The sequence below is a fragment of the Frisingicoccus sp. genome, assembly GCF_048388605.1.
Taxonomy (GTDB): Bacteria; Bacillota; Clostridia; order Lachnospirales; family Lachnospiraceae; genus Frisingicoccus.
In genome coordinates this window covers 31,570-51,678 of the sequence record NZ_DBGCTU010000051.1, presented here as the reverse complement: position 1 = coordinate 51,678, position 20,109 = coordinate 31,570, and the positions used below count along the sequence as shown (strand labels likewise).

General features: G+C 45.8%; 17 protein-coding genes and 1 pseudogene. 10 read left to right on the top strand and 8 right to left on the bottom strand.

The annotated features are described in order from the left end of the window. Positions 1 to 14 precede the first annotated feature (14 nt). The 3 genes from ACMN7X_RS13610 to ACMN7X_RS13600 all read left to right on the top strand — a co-directional run bounded on the left by ACMN7X_RS13610 (position 15) and on the right by ACMN7X_RS13600 (position 3,843). Positions 15 to 1,067: a hypothetical protein gene (locus ACMN7X_RS13610; protein ID WP_418747999.1), complete on the top strand. Its 1,053-nt coding sequence runs from the start codon at positions 15 to 17 to the stop codon at positions 1,065 to 1,067. Then, positions 1,064 to 2,404, top strand: a complete 1,341-nt coding sequence (locus tag ACMN7X_RS13605) for a hypothetical protein (protein ID WP_418747998.1) — start codon at positions 1,064 to 1,066, stop codon at positions 2,402 to 2,404. Before ACMN7X_RS13610 ends, ACMN7X_RS13605 begins: the two co-directional genes overlap by 4 nt. 131 nt (positions 2,405 to 2,535) lie before the next feature. Next, complete coding sequence (locus ACMN7X_RS13600) at positions 2,536 to 3,843, top strand: AAA family ATPase (protein ID WP_418747997.1); 1,308 nt, start codon at positions 2,536 to 2,538, stop codon at positions 3,841 to 3,843. A gap of 35 nt (positions 3,844 to 3,878) precedes the next feature. Here the strand turns inward: ACMN7X_RS13600 and ACMN7X_RS13595 are convergent, their stop codons facing one another. From ACMN7X_RS13595 to ACMN7X_RS13585, 3 genes are read right to left on the bottom strand one after another with little or no spacing between them, the layout of a single operon-like run. Further along, positions 3,879 to 5,834, bottom strand: a complete 1,956-nt coding sequence (locus tag ACMN7X_RS13595; RefSeq protein ID WP_418747996.1) for a hypothetical protein — start codon at positions 5,832 to 5,834, stop codon at positions 3,879 to 3,881. Continuing rightward, the gene (locus ACMN7X_RS13590) at positions 5,835 to 7,268 is read right to left on the bottom strand and encodes an McrB family protein (RefSeq protein WP_418747995.1); all 1,434 of its coding nucleotides are present in this window, start codon (positions 7,266 to 7,268) and stop codon (positions 5,835 to 5,837) included. Between the two features lie 2 nt (positions 7,269 to 7,270). After that, a complete protein-coding gene (locus ACMN7X_RS13585; RefSeq protein ID WP_418747994.1) occupies positions 7,271 to 7,654 on the bottom strand; it encodes a response regulator in 384 nt (127 codons plus the stop codon). Positions 7,655 to 7,924: 270 nt separating this feature from the next. Between ACMN7X_RS13585 and ACMN7X_RS13580 the strand changes: the two genes are divergently transcribed. Then, positions 7,925 to 8,230, top strand: a complete 306-nt coding sequence (locus ACMN7X_RS13580; protein WP_418747993.1) for a DUF6110 family protein — start codon at positions 7,925 to 7,927, stop codon at positions 8,228 to 8,230. A gap of 67 nt (positions 8,231 to 8,297) precedes the next feature. Further along, positions 8,298 to 10,373 (top strand): heavy metal translocating P-type ATPase, encoded by a 2,076-nt coding sequence (locus ACMN7X_RS13575; RefSeq protein WP_418747992.1) that lies wholly within the window; start codon positions 8,298 to 8,300, stop codon positions 10,371 to 10,373. A gap of 2 nt (positions 10,374 to 10,375) precedes the next feature. Here the strand turns inward: ACMN7X_RS13575 and ACMN7X_RS13570 are convergent, their stop codons facing one another. The 3 genes and pseudogenes from ACMN7X_RS13570 to ACMN7X_RS13560 form a co-directional block, all read right to left on the bottom strand. Continuing rightward, positions 10,376 to 11,131 carry an ABC transporter permease gene (locus ACMN7X_RS13570; RefSeq protein WP_418747991.1) on the bottom strand — a complete coding sequence of 252 codons (756 nt, stop codon included), beginning with the start codon at positions 11,129 to 11,131 and terminating at the stop codon, positions 10,376 to 10,378. Beyond that, positions 11,128 to 11,862 (bottom strand): ABC transporter permease, encoded by a 735-nt coding sequence (locus ACMN7X_RS13565; RefSeq protein WP_418747990.1) that lies wholly within the window; start codon positions 11,860 to 11,862, stop codon positions 11,128 to 11,130. The genes ACMN7X_RS13570 and ACMN7X_RS13565 overlap by 4 nt, the downstream gene beginning before the upstream one ends. Continuing rightward, positions 11,859 to 12,164 (bottom strand): annotated as a pseudogene (locus ACMN7X_RS13560) (ABC transporter ATP-binding protein); the annotation flags it as partial. The pseudogene ACMN7X_RS13560 and the gene ACMN7X_RS13565, both read right to left, overlap by 4 nt. Here ACMN7X_RS13560 and ACMN7X_RS13555 point away from each other — a divergent pair. Further along, a complete protein-coding gene (locus tag ACMN7X_RS13555) occupies positions 12,048 to 12,704 on the top strand; it encodes a sensor histidine kinase (protein WP_418747989.1) in 657 nt (218 codons plus the stop codon). The pseudogene ACMN7X_RS13560 and the gene ACMN7X_RS13555 overlap by 117 nt on opposite strands. Here ACMN7X_RS13555 and ACMN7X_RS13550 read toward each other — a convergent pair. Further along, positions 12,688 to 14,001 carry a DUF1576 domain-containing protein gene (locus tag ACMN7X_RS13550; RefSeq protein ID WP_418747988.1) on the bottom strand — a complete coding sequence of 438 codons (1,314 nt, stop codon included), beginning with the start codon at positions 13,999 to 14,001 and terminating at the stop codon, positions 12,688 to 12,690. The genes ACMN7X_RS13555 and ACMN7X_RS13550 overlap by 17 nt on opposite strands. Before the next feature lie 89 nt (positions 14,002 to 14,090). After that, positions 14,091 to 15,314 (bottom strand): argininosuccinate synthase, encoded by a 1,224-nt coding sequence (locus ACMN7X_RS13545; RefSeq protein ID WP_418747987.1) that lies wholly within the window; start codon positions 15,312 to 15,314, stop codon positions 14,091 to 14,093. Between the two features lie 250 nt (positions 15,315 to 15,564). Between ACMN7X_RS13545 and argC the strand changes: the two genes are divergently transcribed. The 4 genes from argC to ACMN7X_RS13525 are packed head-to-tail and all read left to right on the top strand — an operon-like array spanning position 15,565 to position 19,954. Continuing rightward, the gene (gene argC / locus ACMN7X_RS13540; protein ID WP_418747986.1) at positions 15,565 to 16,605 is read left to right on the top strand and encodes an N-acetyl-gamma-glutamyl-phosphate reductase; all 1,041 of its coding nucleotides are present in this window, start codon (positions 15,565 to 15,567) and stop codon (positions 16,603 to 16,605) included. Between the two features lie 11 nt (positions 16,606 to 16,616). Further along, positions 16,617 to 17,840, top strand: coding sequence for a bifunctional glutamate N-acetyltransferase/amino-acid acetyltransferase ArgJ (argJ, locus tag ACMN7X_RS13535; protein WP_418747985.1), 1,224 nt, complete (start codon positions 16,617 to 16,619; stop codon positions 17,838 to 17,840). Between the two features lie 34 nt (positions 17,841 to 17,874). Further along, positions 17,875 to 18,777 carry an acetylglutamate kinase gene (argB, locus tag ACMN7X_RS13530; protein WP_418747984.1) on the top strand — a complete coding sequence of 301 codons (903 nt, stop codon included), beginning with the start codon at positions 17,875 to 17,877 and terminating at the stop codon, positions 18,775 to 18,777. Next, positions 18,764 to 19,954: an aspartate aminotransferase family protein gene (locus tag ACMN7X_RS13525; RefSeq protein ID WP_418747983.1), complete on the top strand. Its 1,191-nt coding sequence runs from the start codon at positions 18,764 to 18,766 to the stop codon at positions 19,952 to 19,954. The genes argB and ACMN7X_RS13525 overlap by 14 nt, the downstream gene beginning before the upstream one ends. The last annotated feature ends 155 nt before the right edge of the window (positions 19,955 to 20,109 follow it).

Here is a 20,109-nt window from a genome sequence, read left to right as displayed (position 1 = left end):
AGGAGATGGTAATTATGCTTCCTGAAAAAACCGGGTTTCGTTATCCCAATGAAAGACTCGAGTATTCTTTGAGAAGAATGTTGGATGATATTACCGTCTGTTGCGATGGGGAGGAAATTGCGGTTTCCTCCCTTATTCAGGATGCGGACGGAGATTATTCTGAGAAAAATATGCAGTTATTTCTGGAGGATGTTGTTGCATCCTATCCGTTAAGCCAGGGTATTCTCTCAGAAGCAGAGACGGATTACATAAAAACGCTGCTCTATGTCTGCATTCGGGCGGTACAGGCGGATTTACAATATGTCCTTCTTCCTGAAAATTGTTCCGGCGAAGGATATTATGTGAACTGTGTGACTTCGGATACCTTTTCCTCCCTTGCAAGTCATATGCAGAGTGAGGTCTGGGATACGGTTAATTCCCGATTTGCTTTTTATCTGAAGGATTTGGCTAATAAATATCCTGTCTCAGAGAGTCTCGGCTATACGGTGACTACCCTTTATTATCTGCTGACCGGGAAAAGGACGGATTTTCCGACACCTTATCTGCAGGATGAGGCCCTGGAGATTGAGTGTTACGGTTCCTGCGAAAATGCGGAGGCGGCCTGCAAGGCAGCGGAGGAGGAGTTTCAGCGCATGTTGGATGAGGGATTTGAGAAAATTCATCCCGAGCAGCTCGATGCTTGGAACCGTGAATGGGAAGAACTTGAGAAGGAAGAGGAATATATTCAGGAAAGGTCGGAGGACTGGGAACAGGAGGAGCGGGAATGTCGTTTTCGCATTTCGGATTTGCAGGATCCGGCAAACAGGGAACATCTCCGACAGGAAGCTGAGCGATTGGAGTTTTATTTTGCCGATCCGGACATATTTGTCCGGGCATTTGAACATTTAAAGGAGATCACATCCCCTGATTTCTGTTATATGATCGGTGTTATTCCGGTTGCTTTTAAGGCTTATCTGCAAAATCATGGTCTTACTCTGTACTCGAATCCGGAGGCATTTGCCGATATGTTTCATGAGTTATATAAAGCGCTGGATATCGCCAGAAAAAATCAGGAGGCAAAAAAGTGAGAACGTCATCATCTCAAAATGATAAAAAAACTTTCCGCGATGATTTATTTGAAAAGCTGGCAAATGACTATATACTCAAAGGCAGATCTTCAGTCCTGGCTCGTTTTTTAAGGGATGACACTCAGGAATCGGTGGAGAAATTAAAACGGGAGGCGGAATCCGAAGGGCAGGAGCCGTTGGCGGACAGCGTGAGTGTGATTCCGGGATTTTGCTTTTATTATCAATTGTTTCAGGAGAGTTCTGCGGATCCGCAGAAGGTTTTTGCATGTTTTTCAGCAATTATGCGAACGATCGCCAGGCGTTCTGCGCCTTTTTTTTATGACGAAAAATTCGATGAATTATATCGGAAAATGACGTTTATTTTGCGGGGATTTAAATCCGCTCCCCGGGATTCGGAAAGACGGTACACTTCCCGGAAGCAGGATATTTCCGGAAGCCGGCGTCACAGCAAAGCAGCGCTGCAAAAACAATTAAAAGATTTCTGCCGGAATCTTCCGGCAGTGCAAAAAGAGTATGAGGCCTATTTCCGAAGGCCGGAGTATATTCAGATGCTGGACAACTTGTTTTCCCTGTTGGAATGTAATCTGATACACTTTCGGGTACATGCTTTTTTGTATGATAATGGTTATCAGTTAAAGCATAATGTTCTGCAGCCGCTGGAACAGGTTAAAGAAACGGGCCGGGCCCGAAAGGCGGATAAGACGATGAAGCTTCTTGAACAGTGCCGGGATATGATCGGATTGCCGGAAGCGGCAGCGCCGGAAGTTTTCAGGGAAAAATGCTGTCATTTTTATGAAACCTTGATTGAGCAGGGGAGAAGTGAAGAGGAATATCGCAATCTGTTTATTCCGTTGATTCACGACAGGCTTACCGGCGTTGCTTTATGTATTGTCGGCCGGGATTATATTGCGGATTATATGGAAACTTTTCGGGGAAGTAAAAGATATGCGGCTTTCATGAGAAATAAAATTCCCTGTGAACTTCTGGTGCTCAGTCTGAAGTACGATTCGGATAACGCGATGACGCCGTGTTCGGTTTTTTATGAATATGCGGATTATACGGGGGATTATGCTTTGTACGGAAAAATGCCGGAGGACTTTAAACCGGAGGATTATTTTTATTCTGTGTATCAGATATATCTTGAGCAGAGAAACAAGGCCCGTGATTTAATGCAGGAGCTGGAGATGAATCATCTGACAAAGTTTCCGGAAGAGGTGGATTCTCTGTTTTCCCAATATTTTAACCGGGCGCCGGAGAGAAATGAGGAGGAAAAACAGTTGTCGGAGGTCTGCCTTGAAAGCTATGGGAGGGAATATGACCGGCGGAATATCAGCTGAAGATCATCCGATAGCACAGTGAAAATTTTTAAATGTTTTTTATCGTAAATTTTACGATGGATTCCAATGGAGGATTTATAATAAATGCACAAAACATTCAAAAAAGTCTGAGAAAGGGGAAAAGAACATTTATGAAAAGAAAAGCAGCAAAAGATTTTTGGAAAACCTATATCAGTCTTATTGTCAAGGGCGGTATCCGTACAAAAATGGGAAACCCTGCGGTGACATTTACAAAGCAGGCCAAGAACGGCGATTTCGATGAAATTTCTGATGAAAAGTATTGTTCGATGGTCGATGATGTTGAGCAGCTTTCCTCCTTTTGGGATAAACTGCCGACAGATACGGCGGGAAATGTATTCCTGAAGGCATTGGCGAGAACGCCGCTGTCGGAGGATGAAATCAGTCAGCTTACCGGGATTCTTGCTTCAGCTTCCACAAATGTCAGTTATATGCTGGATGATGAGAAGGATATGGCTTCCGCCCCGGATGATGATTTTGAACCGGCCTTTGGAGGAACTCCTTTTGATGAGAATAAATTCGAATGGACGCCCAAGAGTATCTATGATTATCTGGATTATAATGTTTATGGGCAGACGGCCGCTAAACGCGCTGCGACAATGCTTATCTATAATCACTTGCATAATAACAGCCGGAATATTCTTATGGCCGGAGCTACCGGCTGCGGAAAAACCGAAATTTGGCGAGTGCTCTCTCAAAAATTTGATTTCATAAAAATCATCAACGGGCCTCAGCTTTGCTGCGATGGATGGAAAGGATCTTATCATATTAAAGATATTTTTATCTCCGAGCCGAAGGAAAAGGCCGAATCCATGGTGATCGTGATCGACGAGGCAGATAAGCTTTTTGAGCCGGCCGTCGGCGGCGGCGGGACAGATTTTTCCTATAAAATTCAAAATGAGCTGCTAAAAATCATGGACGGCGACACCATCACCTTTGTTGATGAACAGAAAAACACATCCTGTACAGTGGACTGCACAAATGTTTCCGTTGTTTTCTGCGGAAGCTTTGAGACGATGCTCAGGGCAAAAACGATGGATTCCGGCACGATCGGTTTTGGCGGTGAACTTCAGAAGGAAAGCAGGATTGCCGAATGCACCGAAGAAGATTTGATCACCTATGCCAATGTCCGGCGTGAGATCGCGGGTCGTATCCAGCAGATCATCACACTGGATAAGTTAACCGCCGATGATTTGGAAAAAATTCTGGAAAGTCAGATATCTCCTGTAAAGAAGATCGAAAAGCAGCAGGGAATTTCCATAACCGTAGATGAGCGGACAAGGCGCGACTGGGCGGATGCCGCTGCCGAGAGCGGTCTGGGCTGCCGGTATATCCGGTCCAGACTCCAAAGCCGGCTGGACGATCTGGTTTTTGAATCCCCACACGCCAAAGAATTCGTTATCTCTGCTCCGGAATCCTGACCCGGAGCAGAGAAGCGCGAACGGAAGGGCGGCAATTATAAGCGGTAGAACTCCGTTAATTGCTGCCTGAAAATGCCGCCGAACAAAACTCTGAAGTTAAGGATATCTCCCGGCACAAAGCGGACGGAAGCAATCCTGTTTTCATAGGATGATCTTGAGGAAAGGATGGCATTGTACAGCTTTTCAGTGTACTCCGCAGCATCCAATCGTTCATTTCCGTTATAGTCTATATTTACCCGGCCTTTTTCCAGAAGTGCCAGGTATTTTTTATAATCTTCTTCAATTTTGCTGACAACATAGAAACTTACATCTGTTGAGTCAGTCAGGGCCGGAGTGAGAATACAGCAGCCCCTTTTTTCCAGTCTTTTGACCCGGTGAGGGTCCGACTCCAGCAGTTCTTTTTCGTGAATAAAACGCATTTGCCGCTCATCCATGAGATACTGATATTTATAGGCGGCACATTCAAATAAATCAACATACCATTCGTTTATTCCCATAAAAGTTTCCTGATAATTTTTATATTTGGCATCGCAAGTGAATATATATTGATGGTTTACGATTATAAGAATGTCGGGCCGCACCGTTTTTGATCCGGCTGCGCTCAGACTGCAGTTATATCCGAGGTAAATATTGTATTCGGGATGGTCCTTTTGTTCAAGATAAATGATGAAATTATAAAAAGCTTCGGCGCTGATTTCCGGTTTTTCCAGTTCACTGAAAAATTGCTCGATATAATCGGAGATCTTTTTTGATGGATTTACCGTCCGAAACTGATAGGGATTTCTTTTGTCTTTTTTTTCAGTGACCTTAAGTATTCTATAATCATATTCCGCCATAAGAAGTTCAAGAATTTTAAAAAAGCACCACAGTTCATATATTTCCGAGGATTTGCCGCAGGCATAATATGGAATCCGGGTTTCCAATAGTCTGCCGATCTTCTCATAGTTTCGCATTAGTTGAAAGGCCTTTGCATAGCTTTGATGATTAACAAACAGATTGGTGGTATGGAGCGGATATAAGTTCGCAGTTTCGGGCCTGAATCCCTTAAAGATATCGGACTTCAGGAATCGGTTCAGCTTGGCCCGCATTTGGTGAATTTGAGTTTTTAACTGTTGATTTTGCAGAACGCAGCCCCTTTCTTCCGTTTGATATTCCATATTTCCCCGTTCAATCTTTTTTTCCAGGATATCCAGCTGCTTCAGCAGGAGGCCGATATAGGCTCCGATTTTCTGATTTTCATAGATATTATAATTCTTTTTATGAATCCGGGTGCGGACCTTTGGCCGCTGCAGGATATAATGATCCATGATGACATTGGCATCCAAATGCTTTACGCAGCGGAAAGGCAGCCGGGCTTTTTCTTTTCCGATATCGGACATAGGTTCCCGGCTGAGAGATTTTAGTATTTTTGACAGTGTATAAACCTGCCCGTTGAGATATTCCAGTTCCCTTTGGCAATCAGACAGATACTCCCGTTTCTTTTCCTCATTTTTCCGATAAACCAGTTGAAAATGAATGGAAAGCAGATCATTGATCATGGCCTGATAAACTGTCCTGCCGATTGTCGGAATAACGATGAGTTCCACATCAAACAGGGAATCGCCCTGACGGAATCGCAGTTTTGCGGTATCGGGATTTGTGCCATAGTTAAATCCGTTTTTTCCGTATTTGACCATCGGCAGATAAATGTACTGACGGGTCTCTCCCTGACTGTTTCCGGCGGTTTCAATGTGAAATGTATAGCCGTCGTTTTCCTGTATTTCTATGAGGGGATTACGGCTCGAAATGAAGGCAATGCAGAGTGTCATCCCGGCAGCCTTCGGGGGATTAAAATACTGCCGGATCTGAATTACATTTTTCCCCGGATGTAATTCTCCTAAACCGCTGCAGTGGTCTTTTTCAAAATCCGGATTTTCAGAAATCGGAAGCTCCTCAATTCGATTTTTTTCCCTGTCGCTGTTCATAAGAACATTAAGAAATGCTGCGTACATTTAGCTTATTCTCCAATAATTTATGATCCCATTTTCCACATCGCACATGCTCTTCAGATAATTCACTGATAAAGGAAAGTCTTTTTCCGGTGCGGCATCCCTGCCAGTTACCGGAAGGTCTCCGATTCTCAGTGATTCGCCGTCATCCATGGACATTTCAATATCTTCGGTATTGAACATCGGTAATATTTTGCATGCGATGATGTAGTCCATATAGTCATACATGCCGATCTCATGGCTCAGACCGCTGACGTCCATCCTTTGTTTCATGGTTAAAAGCTGGTGCTCCATCCGTTTGGACACTTTTTTGTGAACGGCTTCGCACAGATTTCGGACAAAAGGCAGTGAAAGCACGTCCGCTTCGCCATCGGAGAGGCGGGCTGTATTTTCAGACGGCGCCTCCGTATCCCGAGTCACTTTTATGATAAAACTGCGGTCGATGATCTTCGGACTCAGATCGCAGGTCGTTTCATCCATGTTCAAAGTGCCGATGAACTGCACGTTTTCCGGGATAATAAAATCCGGCGTATATTTTTCGGACAGATTTTCCCGGTCAATGCGGGCGTCAAAGGCTTCAATTGTGTCAGTACCACAGGTTGAAAGAATATGTTCAATCCGGGCCAGAGCATTTTGCTGTTCGGATTTTGGGTACAGCGGTACGGGTTCCTTTGATTCCATAACACTCAGAATGTCGGATAAGTAATATTCCGCATGGGCCAGATTCATTTCATCCAGACAGATAAAGTATCGTTCTTCAGGGTGTTTCTTTGCCTCGCACAGTGCTTCAAGGAATGGCGTGGAATAATATCTGTGTTCCACCGGGTTGAAAAATCCCATCAGATCCTGGCTGTCCACCCAGTTTGGACGAACGGGAATAATCCGGCATTTTGCGCCGAGGGCGTCCGCCATCCGTTTGACCAGGCTGGTCTTACCCATGCCCGGCGCGCCGTGAAGAATGAGGATCTGATTGGTGTCCAGGGCGCACAGAAACTGTTCCATCACCTTCGGATTGCATTGATAAGGCGAGCCCTCCGACCCTTCCGATTCGACCCGGATTTTCACAAATGAGAGAAAATCCCGGTACATATTTTTCCTGCTCAGGAAAAGCCGCTGTTTCTCCGGTTCATAATATAAGATGCCGGAGACATATTCCCCTGAATGAAATTCATTGTCCCTGTTGCCGACTTCCATAATGACAGGCTTGTGATCATCCGTAATTTCCCGCCATCGATTGTCCAATAATTCCACCTGCATACGCCATATATTTGCATCGGCGCCGTCATCCAAACGATGGTTGATGATACGGCCATGAATATGGAATATATATTGGGCGTTTTCTTTTTCGGATTTGCCGAACCATTCAGTTAATTTTTCTTCAATAGAACCCTTATAGGTGTCGTTTATATAATTTTTTCGAAATATTTCTGCATCCAATTTTACTTCTCCTGTATTTTCCGCAGCAGCGATTCAAGCTGTCTGTCCCAGTTACTGTTTTCCGAATACCACAGACATTCATAGGCTTCGGGAATTCTCAAGCGAGCTGAAGAGCAGATGATCACCGGCGTGTCGATGCCTTTGTCTTTCAGAATACTTAAAAGCATTGTTCCCGCTTCCGTTTCTCTGCCGCCGTCTTTCAGCGGATAATACATATCGGAAATGATCAGATCATAGGGTTCCGACTTATTCTGCGCCTCCTCGATACAGATGATGCCGTCTTCAAGATTTTTAACCCATACGCTGTGATCTGCTCCCGCCGAACATAAAATCCGTTCAATCTTTTTTCTCTTAAAAACATCGTCTTCTAAATGCAATATTTTCATAAGACAAATTATAACTTATATTGGAAATAATATCAATTGATGTAGGAAAGACAAACAAGAAAAAGGTTTAAATGAGGAAATTTTTCAATAAGGATGTTAGTCTTGCCTTCGGATAATACGAAGTGCTATCATACCACTTAAAGATTCAGTTATTATTTTTTGAAGGGGCTGATTAAAATGAAACAACATAAATTTTGGGCCTGGGCAGCAGTTTTTTGCTTTCTCATGGTTTTTTACACAGGTTATAATCATAAGTAGGAGGTATGCGGCATGAGAGATTTAATTGATGCAAAGAAGTTGGGGATTTTTGCCGGAGGTTTATTGTTTGGTACGGCCGGATTGAAAATTCTTTCCAGCAAGGATGCTAAAAAATTATATACGAATTGTGCGGCAGCCGTTCTTCGGGCAAAGGATTGTGTGATGAAGACGGCGACAACGGTACAGGAAAATGCGGAAGATATTCTTTCCGAAGCAAAGCAGATCAACGAGGACAGAGCGGCGGAGGAAGCAGAGGCGGTTGTCGGTGATGAGTCAGCGGCTGAAAGTGATTTTCAGGAAGTACCGGCTGCGGAATAATAAAAAATGATCATGAAGTGGGGCTGTGATGAGACAGCCCCTCTATCTATATTATGGAGGGATAAGATTGAAATTTATCATCAAACATGAGATTCGGGGACGCCTCCGTGTTCATATAGATCAGCAGCGGATGTCCTGCCGGGAAGCGGACACACTGCTGTACTATCTTCACCGGCTGCCGAATGTGACCGATGCTAAAGTGTATGAACGTACCGGGGATGCAGCCATATGCTATACCGGGGACCGGCAGAAAATTTTGGCCGCGCTGTCCAGCTTCCAGTATGCCGGGACAGAAGTGCCGGAGGGCGTGCTGGAAACTTCCGGAAGAGAGTTAAATGCGGAGTATCAGGAAAAGCTTGTAATGCGGATTTTAATGCGGATGGGAAGTAAACTGTTCATACCTTATACGATTCGGGCCGCTTTTGCCTGTGTCAGATCGATAAAATATATCCGCATGGGCCTGGACAGTTTGAGACGGAGAAAGCTGGAAGTATCTGTGTTGGATGCGACAGCCATCAGTGTCTCGCTTCTCCGGAGAGATATGAATACGGCATCTTCTGTGATGTTTCTGCTTGGGATCGGCGAACTTTTAGAGGAATGGACCCATAAGAAATCGGTTGGGGATCTGGCCCGGAGTATGTCTTTAAATGTCAGCCGGGTATGGCTCTGCAGGGATGGGCAGGAGATTCTTGTTTCTGCTTCTGAGATCCGGCCGGGGGATTGTGTTATCGTCCGCATGGGCAATGTGATTCCTTTTGACGGTATTGTTGTGTCCGGCGATGGAATGATCAATCAGGCCTCTCTGACCGGGGAATCTCTTCCGGTGCATAAAGAGAAGGATGGTTATGTTTATGCGGGCACCGTGGTGGAGGAAGGAGAAATCATTCTTCGGGTACAGAAGGTGACCGGGGCGACCCGCTATGAAAAGATTGTGACAATGATTGAAGAATCTGAAAAATTAAAATCCGGTGCGGAAAGCCGGGCGGAGCATCTGGCGGACAAGCTTGTGCCCTATACTCTTTTTGGAACCGGGGGTGTGTGGCTGGCGACACGGAATACAACCAAGGCTTTAGCCGTGCTTATGGTGGATTTTTCCTGCGCCTTAAAACTGGCCATGCCGATCGCGGTCCTTTCTGCCATACGGGAAGCCGGTTTCTATCATATGACGGTGAAGGGCGGAAAATATCTTGAAGCGGTGGCGGAAGCGGAGACGATCGTTTTTGATAAGACGGGTACGCTGACAAAGGCTCAGCCGACGGTGAAAGAGGTTGTGACCTTTGGTGAGCTGAATTCGGATGAGGCCCTTCGGATCGCTGCCTGCCTCGAGGAGCATTTTCCTCATTCCATGGCGAAGGCGGTGGTGGAAGCGGCAAAACGCCGGGGGCTTGAACATGAGGAAATGCATTCGAAGGTAGATTATATTGTGGCTCACGGCATCTCTTCCGGCATCGAAGGAAAGAAAGTCGTTATCGGAAGTTATCATTTTGTGTTTGAAGATGAAAAATGCAGGCTTCGGGAAGGAACTGAAGGAAAATTTGATCAGCTCTCGCCGGAATATTCCCATCTTTATCTGGCGGTGGAAGGTATGCTGGAGGCTGTCATCTGTATTGAAGATCCGCTCAGGGAGGAGGCCGGTGAGGTTATCCGCTCATTAAAGAGCGCCGGATTTAAGAAGGTCGTTATGATGACGGGGGACAGCGAGAGGACAGCGGCGGCTGTGGCCGCGAAGGTTGGCGTGGATGAATACTATTCCGAAGTGCTTCCGGAGGATAAAGCAAGATTTGTTGAGAGCGAAAAACAGCTTGGCAAGCGGGTCATTATGATCGGGGACGGCATTAATGACTCCCCGGCCCTCTCCGCAGCGGATGTGGGAATCGCCATCAGCGACGGTGCGGAAATTGCCAGGGAGATTGCGGATATTACGATTTCTGCGGATAACCTTTATGAAATCGTTACATTAAAGGTGCTCAGTGACCGGTTGATGCGGAGAATTCACAGCAATTACCGGAAAATCGTCGGAATCAATTCCGGGCTGATCGTTCTTGGCGTGGCAGGCATTATCCAGCCGACGACTTCCGCTTTCTTACATAATGCCTCGACTCTGGGAATCAGTCTGGCCAGCATGAGGAATCTTCTGGTTTAAAATTATCTCCTTTCAGCCTGCCCGAAACAGAGGCAGGAAACAGTTAAACAAACAATGGTTAAAAGGATGGCTGCGGGAATCCAGGGGATGGCCTGAACCGGCGTATAGGTGAGGTTCGAGGCCATCCTGCTCTCTTCCGCGGCAATGATATAAAAAGGATAACACATCGGATAGGCGAACCAGGCTTTTGTGTTGATCATCAAAACGGAGGGCACAATGGATGCCAGTCCGAGGCCGACAGAAAAAATCGGCGAGGGAACAGCGATGGACAGCAGCCAGAAAAACCCTGTCATCGGGATGGAAGACAGATACATCAGCCCGATTTCCTTAAAGATGACTGTCGGTGGCAGGATGAAAGCGTAATTCTGTGTCTGGGAAGCGATGGCGGTGCTGACATAGTACATGGCCGCAGTCATAAGGAGCTGGAGGGCAGTCAGACAGAGAAGCACTGCAAATTTTGCCAGGCAGAGTTTAAAGGGCTGGACAGGCAGGGACAGCATTTTAAAAAGTCCCCGGTTTGACCGTTCTGTTTGATTTAAAAGGACGGTCATCAGCACGATGCTTGCAGGGAACATAAACCACGCCATAGCCATAAGCCCCTGTATGAGGAAGTTGTCTCTGGGGGAAATGCCGATGTCCTGCATTTGAAAATTCATTGATGCATTTAGAATCGAGGGAATCCAGAGTATGATGACGGCCGCGAGCAATATCCACAAAATTTTAGAGCGGCGTATTTTTTTAAATTCAATACCAATCATTCGAAACACCTCCGTATATTTCGGTAAATCATTTCAGCAATTCCGATCAGAAGAATTTCAACCCCAGCGCAGATCATAAAACCGATGACCCGCCGTCCATCCGTTCCGGCCAGTGTCTGAAAAGGCAGGGCGAAAGGAAAAAGGGACAAGGCAAAATTGTTTGTCGGCAGCATGGTTGCGATAAAAACGCAGACAATATTCACTCCAAGAGAAATCCACATGTTTCTGAATGTCGATGCGATCAGAAGAGCGATGAGGATCAGCGGCAGCATTAACAGTAAAAGGCAGCCGTAACCGGCGAAAATTTCCCGGTAAAATGCCATATTCAGAATTTCAGCCCCGGAAAACCAGTAGTATATACAGAAAACCAGACTGAGAATTTCCGGTAAGAGCATCAGGGTGGCCAGCACCGTCAAAACAAGGCACTTTCCGAGAAAGATTCTGTTTCCCGGAAGAGGCAGAGCAGCCATTTTCTGAATAGCATTGTCTCCATATTCAATATGGTAGAGGGCGCAGGCGCCGGATACGATCAGCAAAATATTCAGCATGGCCATTATTTGCCAGTTGGCGTCAAAAAGTATTTGAAGCGGCGGCTCATTTTGAGTAATATACATTTCTGAGCGGAAAGCCATATTGAGGACAGGAATGAGGGCGGCCAGCAGACCGCCGCCGAAGAAAGTCAAAATCAGGCCTGTTCGCTGGAGCTTTTTACATTCGATGATATAACTCATGGGCGGCCACCCCGCTTCTTATTGTCTTCTTCAATCAGAGAGAGGAACATATCCTCCAGATTTTCTGTGGGATAACCCTGGAGTGCGGCAATCTTTTTTAAATCCTCCATAGGCCCCTCAAAGAGCAGACGTCCCCGGTTTAAAATACCGATGTTGTCCGCCATCAGTTCGATTTCAGAGAGCAGATGGGAAGAGACAAGCACCGTACAGTCAAATTGTTTCGGCAGGGAACGGATCAGAGAGCGTATTTCATGAATACCTACCGGGTCCAGGCCGTTGGTGGGCTCATCCAATATGAGAATCTGATCAATGATTTAAATCTGGCTTCGAAGCTGGAATATAATATGCAGCCGGTGAAGCTTCAGACGGAAAATGCCGTTGCCCTTGTGCGGCAGGTTGCGGTGGACTTTATAAATATGGATATTGAAGCAAAGTACCCGATAATCTGGGATACACCGGAGAATTTATCCCTCTGCCCGATTCCGGCAGACAGGGATTTGCTAAAAAGGGCTGTTTCAAATCTTATACAAAACAGTATAAATCATAATGAAGAGGGCTGTCACATTTATGTTTCTGTCAAAGATATGGGGGAAGCCTGTGAGATTACTGTGGCGGATGACGGCGTCGGAGCTTCGGATGAGATGATAGAGAGATTAAACCATGCACCCCATTATATGGTTTGCGATGAAAACACGGTGGAACAGCAGCACGGGCTTGGCCTGCTTATTGTAAAACAGATTGCTGCGTCCCACCATGGAGATGTTCAGATTGGGCATAGTCCGCAGGGGGGATTTGCCGTAAGGATTCGATTAAAGAAAGCTATTTCTATAAAACCCCTTTGACTTTTGCGTTCCGATTTTGAATGGATTTGATGATCGGAACAAGAAAGGCGGCGACGACACCTCCGGCAAAACCGTTATTATACAGGTTCATTCCGGAGTAGACAATGCCGATGTTTAAAACAACTGCCGCATGGAGGAAACCGGCAAGGATGCCGACAAAAAAGCCGTACTGTCCGGCGATCGGCGCAATGGTCGTGCCGAACATGAGGGCAAGGACAACTGCGGGATCAGTGACCGTGTAGTTGCCTGAAAGAGCGGCTAAAAGGGTGATGCCGAGCATGATCGGCGTGATATTCCGCAATGTTTTTCCGGTAGCGGAAAAACCGACAACAGTGAAAATGCCGCCGATACTCGCACCGTTCAGTTCAGCGCCAATCGCGAGAAGATAGAGGGTACAGAAGATACCGTCAATCCCCATATTGATCAATGTGGCGCTGAAGCCTTCGCTGAAGGTAAAATCTGTACCGCCGATTCCCGGATATTTTAAAATATTCCAGTATTTTCGAAAAGCATTCTTATCGGTCAGCGCCCCGATAAAAATTAAAATGACGAAAAAGGATATAAGAATTTCCGAAAAGGGCAGGTTATAACCGGTGGCCCAGAGTTTCCGGCTTTCGAGAGACAGGCCGAAAGACTTATATATGGAAACGATGACTGTGGCGATAATACCGGCGGTAAAACCACCGTTGTAAAGGGAGTAACCCTTGTGGGTATTATAAAAATGAGCGCACAGCGGCGGCATAACAAAACCGATGATAATGCCGACGAGGAGACTCATGGCCAGGCGGATCGGCAGAGAAAAGTGTCCAAATTGAACTGTCTGGGTAATGATCGGAGACAAACTTGTCCCATAAAAACCGATATAGAGGTAATTGGATAAATGGGTTTTATGATATTTCGCATAAATAAAAACGCCAAGGATAATACTCCATATATTGACAAGGTTTTTGCCGAATAAAGAGAAGCCGAGCATAAGGGAAAGGGCGGCAATAGAGCTGCCGTCAATATTCATGTTCAGAAAATACATGAGAAGGATGCACATGAAGGTGATCAGGCTGGCATTGACGAGGGCAGCCCCCGCACCGCCGACGGCCACATAATCCGTGATCAAAAAATCCGGTTCTCTAAAAATTCTCAGCAGACCCTGGATCATTTCCGGAAACGGCTGCAGCAGCAGTCCCCAGAGCAGAAAATATCCGGGAGCCAGCGACAGCAAGATATACTGGAGGTTCCGGGATAACGGTTTGGGTTCCTTATGTACTCTTTTTGTAAAACCAATGTGTGTTGTAAAACGCATAAAAAATCCTCCGATTTTGAAATGTAAAAAACGCTCTTCCCTTTACTATAAGGCAGAGCGTTTTTTATTGTCAAGTTTATCTCAGAAGATTATTTATTTTTTTCGTTTTCGGCCAGCATCATTGCACGAACTTTTAATGGAAGGCCGAATAATGTAATGAAACCGGATGCATCGTGATGGTCATACAGTTCGCCGGTTGTGAAGGAAGCCAGAGATTCACTGTACAGAGAATATGGGGAAGTTGTTCCGGCTTTAATAATGTTGCCCTTGTAGAGTTTGAATTTCACTTCACCGGTCACATATTTCTGGGTGGATTCCACGAAGGCCTGAACAGCCTCGCGAAGCGGAGTGAACCATTTGCCTTCGTAAACGATCTGGGCCATCTTGTTGCCCATGTCTTTTTTAACTTCCATCGTAGCCCGGTCAAGCACCAGTTCTTCCAGCTGGGCATGGGCTTCCATGAGAATTGTTCCGCCCGGTGTTTCATAGACACCTCTGGATTTCATGCCAACGACACGGTTTTCAACGATATCAACAATGCCGATACCATGTTTCCCGCCGAGTTTATTCAACTCCGTAATAATTTCAGAAACTTTCATAGCCTGACCGTTTAATGTTTTAGGAACGCCGGCTTCAAAAGTCATGGTTACATATTCGCCTTCATCCGGAGCCTTTTCCGGTGTCACACCGAGAACAAGAAGGTCGTCATAATTCGGTTCATTTGCCGGATCTTCCAGTTCCAGACCTTCATGGCTGATATGCCATAAGTTACGGTCACGGCTGTAGCTGTGGCTGGCATCAAACGGAAGGTCAATACCGTGCTGCTTGCAGTATTCGATTTCATCCTCACGGGACTGCATCGTCCACACATCCGTCATACGCCATGGAGCGATGATCTTGATATCCGGGGCAAGGGCTTTGATGCCTAATTCAAAACGAATCTGGTCATTGCCTTTTCCGGTAGCGCCGTGGCAGATGGCGGAAGCATTTTCCTTGCGGGCAATTTCAACAAGCCGTTTTGCAATAACCGGGCGGGCCATCGATGTGCCGAGAAGATATTTATTTTCATAAACTGCGCCGGCCTGTACGCATGGAACAATATATTCATCGCAGAATTCGTCAATAATGTTTTCAATATATAATTTGGAAGCGCCGGATAATTTGGCACGTTCTTCAAGTCCATCCAATTCTTCGCCCTGACCGCAGTCGATGCAGCAGCAGATAACTTCATAATCAAAATTCTCTTTCAGCCACGGAATGATCGCTGTGGTGTCCAGGCCGCCGGAATAGGCTAAAATGACTTTTTCTTTCATAATAATAACCTCCTGAAATTCTATTTTATCTTCATATTTTTTGTAGTCCTCACATAATATACAACACTTCTTTATAAAAATCAATATCTTTTTTCATATTTATGTATTTTTATGAGTAAAAAGATAAAAATATGCATTAATAATGTATATTTTTAACGAAACATAAATATTTATTAAAATTATGTCTTTACAGCTTTCATAAATTGTATTATTATAGGAAAAGACATTTCAGAAAGAAGGGAAAATACCTATGATTAAAGCAGGGATTATTGGCTCGACAGGATATGCCGGGCAGGAACTTGTTCGATTGCTTCTTGGCCATAAAGATGTGGAAATTGTCTGGTATGGTTCCAGGAGTTATATAGATAAGAAATATTATGATGTATTCCGAAACATGTTTCAGATTGTGGAGGATGTATGCAGGGATGATAATCTGGAAGAACTGGCGGAGGCCGTCGATGTGATTTTTACGGCGACACCTCAGGGGCTTTGCGCCTCCCTCGTCAGCGAAGAGATTTTAAATAAAGTAAAGATTATTGATCTGAGTGCGGATTTTCGTATAAAGGATGTATCAGTGTATGAAAAATGGTACGGCATCAAGCACGCTTCGCCGGAATTTATTCCTGAAGCGGTTTACGGTCTCTGCGAAATTAACAGGGAAGATATTAAGGGAGCGCGGTTGATCGCCAATCCGGGCTGCTATACGACCTGCTCGATTTTGACGGCCTATCCGTTAGTAAAAGAAGGGCTGATCGACCCGCAGTCTATTATCATCGATGCCAAGTCGGGGACCTCCGGGGCGGGCCGGGGAGCAAAAGTAGATAATCTTTTTTGTGAAGTGAATGAAAGTATTAAAGCTTACGGCGTCACAACTCACCGCCATACGCCGGAGATTGAGGAGCAGCTCGGTTATGCGGCGGGCGAACCGGTTTTATTGAATTTTACACCGCATCTGGTGCCGATGAACCGGGGAATACTTGTGACGGCTTATGCGAATTTGAAAGAAGGGGTGACGGAGGCGGATATCCGTGCCGCTTATGATAAATATTATAAAGATGAAAAATTTGTCCGCGTGCTGGATGCGGGCGTCTGCCCGGAAACCCGATGGGTGGAGGGAAGCAATTATACGGATATTAACTTTAAGGTGGACGAGCGTACTCACCGGGTCGTTATGATGGGTGCTTTGGATAACCTGGTAAAGGGCGCTGCCGGACAGGCGGTTCAGAATATGAATCTGATCTTTGGGCTGGATGAGGCTGAGGGGCTGAATCTGGTGCCGATGTTTCCATAAGGAGGATGAAGATGAAGATAATCGAAGGCGGCGTTACCGCTGCGAAGGGATTTGAAGCGGCTGCGACAGCAGCAGAGATTAAATATAAAGGCCGGACAGATATGGCCATGATTTATAGTTCGAAGCCGTGTGCGGCGGCAGGAACTTTTACGACCAATGTAGTTAAGGCGGCGCCGGTGAAATGGGATCAGGAAATCGTTAAAAATGCGCCGTATGCTCAGGCAGTTGTCATTAACTCAGGAATCGCCAATGCCTGTACAGGGGCAGAGGGTTATGGTTACTGCAAAGAAACAGCCTCCGGCGCTGCGGAAATCTTAAATATTCCGGAGACAAGCGTGCTGGTAGCCTCCACCGGTGTCATCGGCATGCAGCTTCCGATCGATCGGATAAAAGCAGGTTCCGCCAAACTGGCAGAAATCAAGACAGACACCATTGAGGCCGGTCATGAGGCGGCAAAGGCGATCATGACAACGGATACAGTGCCAAAGGAAATTGCTGTCGAATTTGTCATCGGCGGGAAGACGGTGACAATGGGCGGCATGTGCAAGGGCTCCGGCATGATCCATCCAAATATGTGCACAATGCTTGGGTTTATCACAACGGATGCGGCGATTTCCAAAGAACTGCTGCAGGAAGCGTTGAGTGAGGATATTAAAGATACATACAATATGGTTTCAGTGGATGGGGATACATCCACCAATGATACGGTGCTCCTGCTGGCAAACGGGATGGCCGGAAACCCGGAGATCACTGAAAAGGGTGAAGATTTTGAAACCTTTAAAAAGGCTTTAAATACGGTAAATACCTATCTGTGCAGGAAGATTGCCGGAGACGGTGAAGGAGCGACAGCCCTTTTTGAAGTGAAGATCATCGGCGCAAAGACAAAGCAGGATGCGGTGATTCTGAGCAAATCTGTTGTGACTTCCAGCCTGACAAAAGCGGCCATTTACGGCCATGATGCCAACTGGGGACGTATTTTATGCGCGATGGGCTATTCGGGGGTTCAGTTCGACCCGGAAGTGGTGGATTTGTACTTTGAAAGCGCCGCCGGAAAGATTAAGATCATGGAAAACGGCGTGTCCACCGGATACAGTGAGGCAGAGGCGACAAAGATTCTCTCCGAGCCGGAAGTAACGGCCATCGCCGATGTGAAAATAGGTGACGCCGAGGCTACGGCCTGGGGTTGTGATCTGACCTATGATTATGTAAAGATTAATGCGGATTACCGCAGTTAAGCAGATATCTTCGATTTAGTTAGGAGTGAAAAAAATGGGTACAGATATGGAGAAATATCTTGAGAAAGCGGAAGTACTTATTGAGGCACTTCCATATATACAGCGGTTTAACCGGCGGATCATTGTCGTCAAATACGGCGGCAGCGCCATGGTGGATGAAACGCTGAAAAAACAGGTGATTCAGGATGTGACATTGCTGAAGCTGGTTGGATTCAAACCAATCATTGTTCACGGCGGCGGTAAGGAGATCAGCCGATGGGTCGGCAAGGTGGGGATGGAGCCGCAGTTTGTCAACGGCCTGCGTGTAACCGATGAAGATACGATGGAAATTGCCGAGATGGTATTAAATAAAGTGAATAAGAGCCTTGTCCAGATGGTGCAGGAGCTTGGCGTCAAGGCGGTTGGCATCAGCGGCAAGGACGGCGGCCTTTTAACGGTTGAGAAAAAATATTCGGATGGTAAGGATATCGGCTTTGTCGGCGAGATTACGGAGGTTAATCCAAAGATTCTCTATGATCTGCTGGAAAAAGATTTCCTTCCGATCGTATGTCCGATCGGTTTGGATAAAGAATTTAATACATACAATATTAATGCGGATGATGCGGCCTGCGCGATCGCCAAGGCGGTCAATGCGGAAAAACTGGCTTTTCTGACAGATATTGAAGGGGTTTATAAAGACCCGGAGGACAAGTCCACACTTATTTCCGAGTTGACCATTGAAGATGCTCATGCGCTGATCGACGACGGTTTTATCGGCGGCGGTATGCTTCCGAAGTTAAATAATTGTATTGATGCCATTGATAATGGTGTTTCCCGTGTCCACATTATGGACGGGCGGATCCCGCATTGTCTTCTTTTGGAAATCTTTACAAATCGCGGTATCGGTACGGCAATTTTAAGTCAGGGGGAGGGACGGTATTATAATGGTGACGAATGAATTTAAGGAATATGCGGAATCCGCAATTATTCATACCTATAATCGTTTTCCGGTAGTTTTTGACCATGGCGACGGCGTTTATCTCTATGATACCGATGGAAAAAAATATCTGGATTTTGCGGCGGGTATTGCCGTCAATGCCTTTGGCTACAATGTGGAAGAATATAAAGAGGCATTAAAAAATCAAATCGATAAATTAATGCACATCTCCAATCTTTATTATACAAAGCCGATGGCAGATGCGGCGCATAAGCTGGCAAAGGCCAGCGGTCTCAAGCGTGTTTTTTTTACCAACAGCGGTACGGAGGCTATTGAGGGCGCGATCAAAGTGGCTCGAAAATATGCCTTTAAAAAAGACGGAACAACGGATCATGAGATCATTGCCATGGAACACTCCTTCCATGGACGGAGTATGGGCGCTCTATCGGTGACAGGAAATGCCCATTATCGTGAAGCCTTTCAGCCGGGCATCGGCAATGTGGTTTTTGCGGAATTTAATAATCTGGAGGATGTAAAGTCTAAAATCACAGAAAAAACCTGTGCCATTATCTTTGAGGCTGTGCAGGGTGAGGGCGGAATTTACCCGGCGGATAAAGAATTTATTCAGGGCATCCGAAAAATCTGCGATGAAAAGGATATTCTGCTTATTCTGGATGAAGTTCAGTGCGGTATGGGGCGGACCGGAAAAATGTTTGCTTATCAGCATTATGATGTGCTTCCGGATGTAATGACTTCTGCCAAGGCATTGGGATGCGGTGTCCCGGTGGGGGCTTTTGTTGTCGGAGAGAAGGCGGAAACGGCGCTGGAGCCGGGAGACCACGGTTCCACCTATGGCGGCAATCCATTTGTGACGACGGCTGTGAGCAAAGTATTTGATATGTTTGAAAGCCGCGACATTTTGGCGAATGTCAATGAAGTTTCGGCCTATCTCGATGTAAAACTTCGTGGATTGGTTGAAAGATATGATATATTAAAAGAAACCCGGGGGCTTGGATTGATGCGCGGCCTGGAATTTAATGTCCCGGTTGGCCCATATATTAATAAGGCGCTGGAAAAGGGACTGCTTATCATTTCAGCCGGAACACACATTATCCGTTTTGTGCCGCCGCTGGTGATCACAAAAGAAAATGTCGATGAAATGATACATATTCTTGAGGAATGTCTCGGGGAAAATTAAAAAGAAAAACAGTTCTGGGAACAAAGGTATTCTTTGAGTCCAGAGCTGTTTTTATTTACTTTAGGCAGGGCATGGAATATAATATAAATATATTCGTTTGGATAAACAAAAGATAAATTGAATAATTCACCAAAGAGATACTCCCGATACACAAA

Coding starts and splice junctions, on each gene's coding strand:
- ACMN7X_RS13525 (WP_418747983.1), top strand. CDS start 18,764: ATGGTGACGAATGAATTTAAGGAATATGCGGAATCCGCAATTATTCAT.
- ACMN7X_RS13565 (WP_418747990.1), bottom strand. CDS start 11,862: ATGAGTTATATCATCGAATGTAAAAAGCTCCAGCGAACAGGCCTGATT.
- ACMN7X_RS13545 (WP_418747987.1), bottom strand. CDS start 15,314: ATGAAAGAAAAAGTCATTTTAGCCTATTCCGGCGGCCTGGACACCACA.
- ACMN7X_RS13610 (WP_418747999.1), top strand. CDS start 15: ATGCTTCCTGAAAAAACCGGGTTTCGTTATCCCAATGAAAGACTCGAG.
- ACMN7X_RS13585 (WP_418747994.1), bottom strand. CDS start 7,654: ATGAAAATATTGCATTTAGAAGACGATGTTTTTAAGAGAAAAAAGATT.
- ACMN7X_RS13600 (WP_418747997.1), top strand. CDS start 2,536: ATGAAAAGAAAAGCAGCAAAAGATTTTTGGAAAACCTATATCAGTCTT.
- ACMN7X_RS13550 (WP_418747988.1), bottom strand. CDS start 14,001: ATGCGTTTTACAACACACATTGGTTTTACAAAAAGAGTACATAAGGAA.
- ACMN7X_RS13580 (WP_418747993.1), top strand. CDS start 7,925: ATGAGAGATTTAATTGATGCAAAGAAGTTGGGGATTTTTGCCGGAGGT.
- argJ (WP_418747985.1), top strand. CDS start 16,617: ATGAAGATAATCGAAGGCGGCGTTACCGCTGCGAAGGGATTTGAAGCG.
- argC (WP_418747986.1), top strand. CDS start 15,565: ATGATTAAAGCAGGGATTATTGGCTCGACAGGATATGCCGGGCAGGAA.
- ACMN7X_RS13595 (WP_418747996.1), bottom strand. CDS start 5,834: ATGTACGCAGCATTTCTTAATGTTCTTATGAACAGCGACAGGGAAAAA.
- argB (WP_418747984.1), top strand. CDS start 17,875: ATGGGTACAGATATGGAGAAATATCTTGAGAAAGCGGAAGTACTTATT.
- ACMN7X_RS13555 (WP_418747989.1), top strand. CDS start 12,048: ATGGGAAGAGACAAGCACCGTACAGTCAAATTGTTTCGGCAGGGAACG.
- ACMN7X_RS13570 (WP_418747991.1), bottom strand. CDS start 11,131: ATGATTGGTATTGAATTTAAAAAAATACGCCGCTCTAAAATTTTGTGG.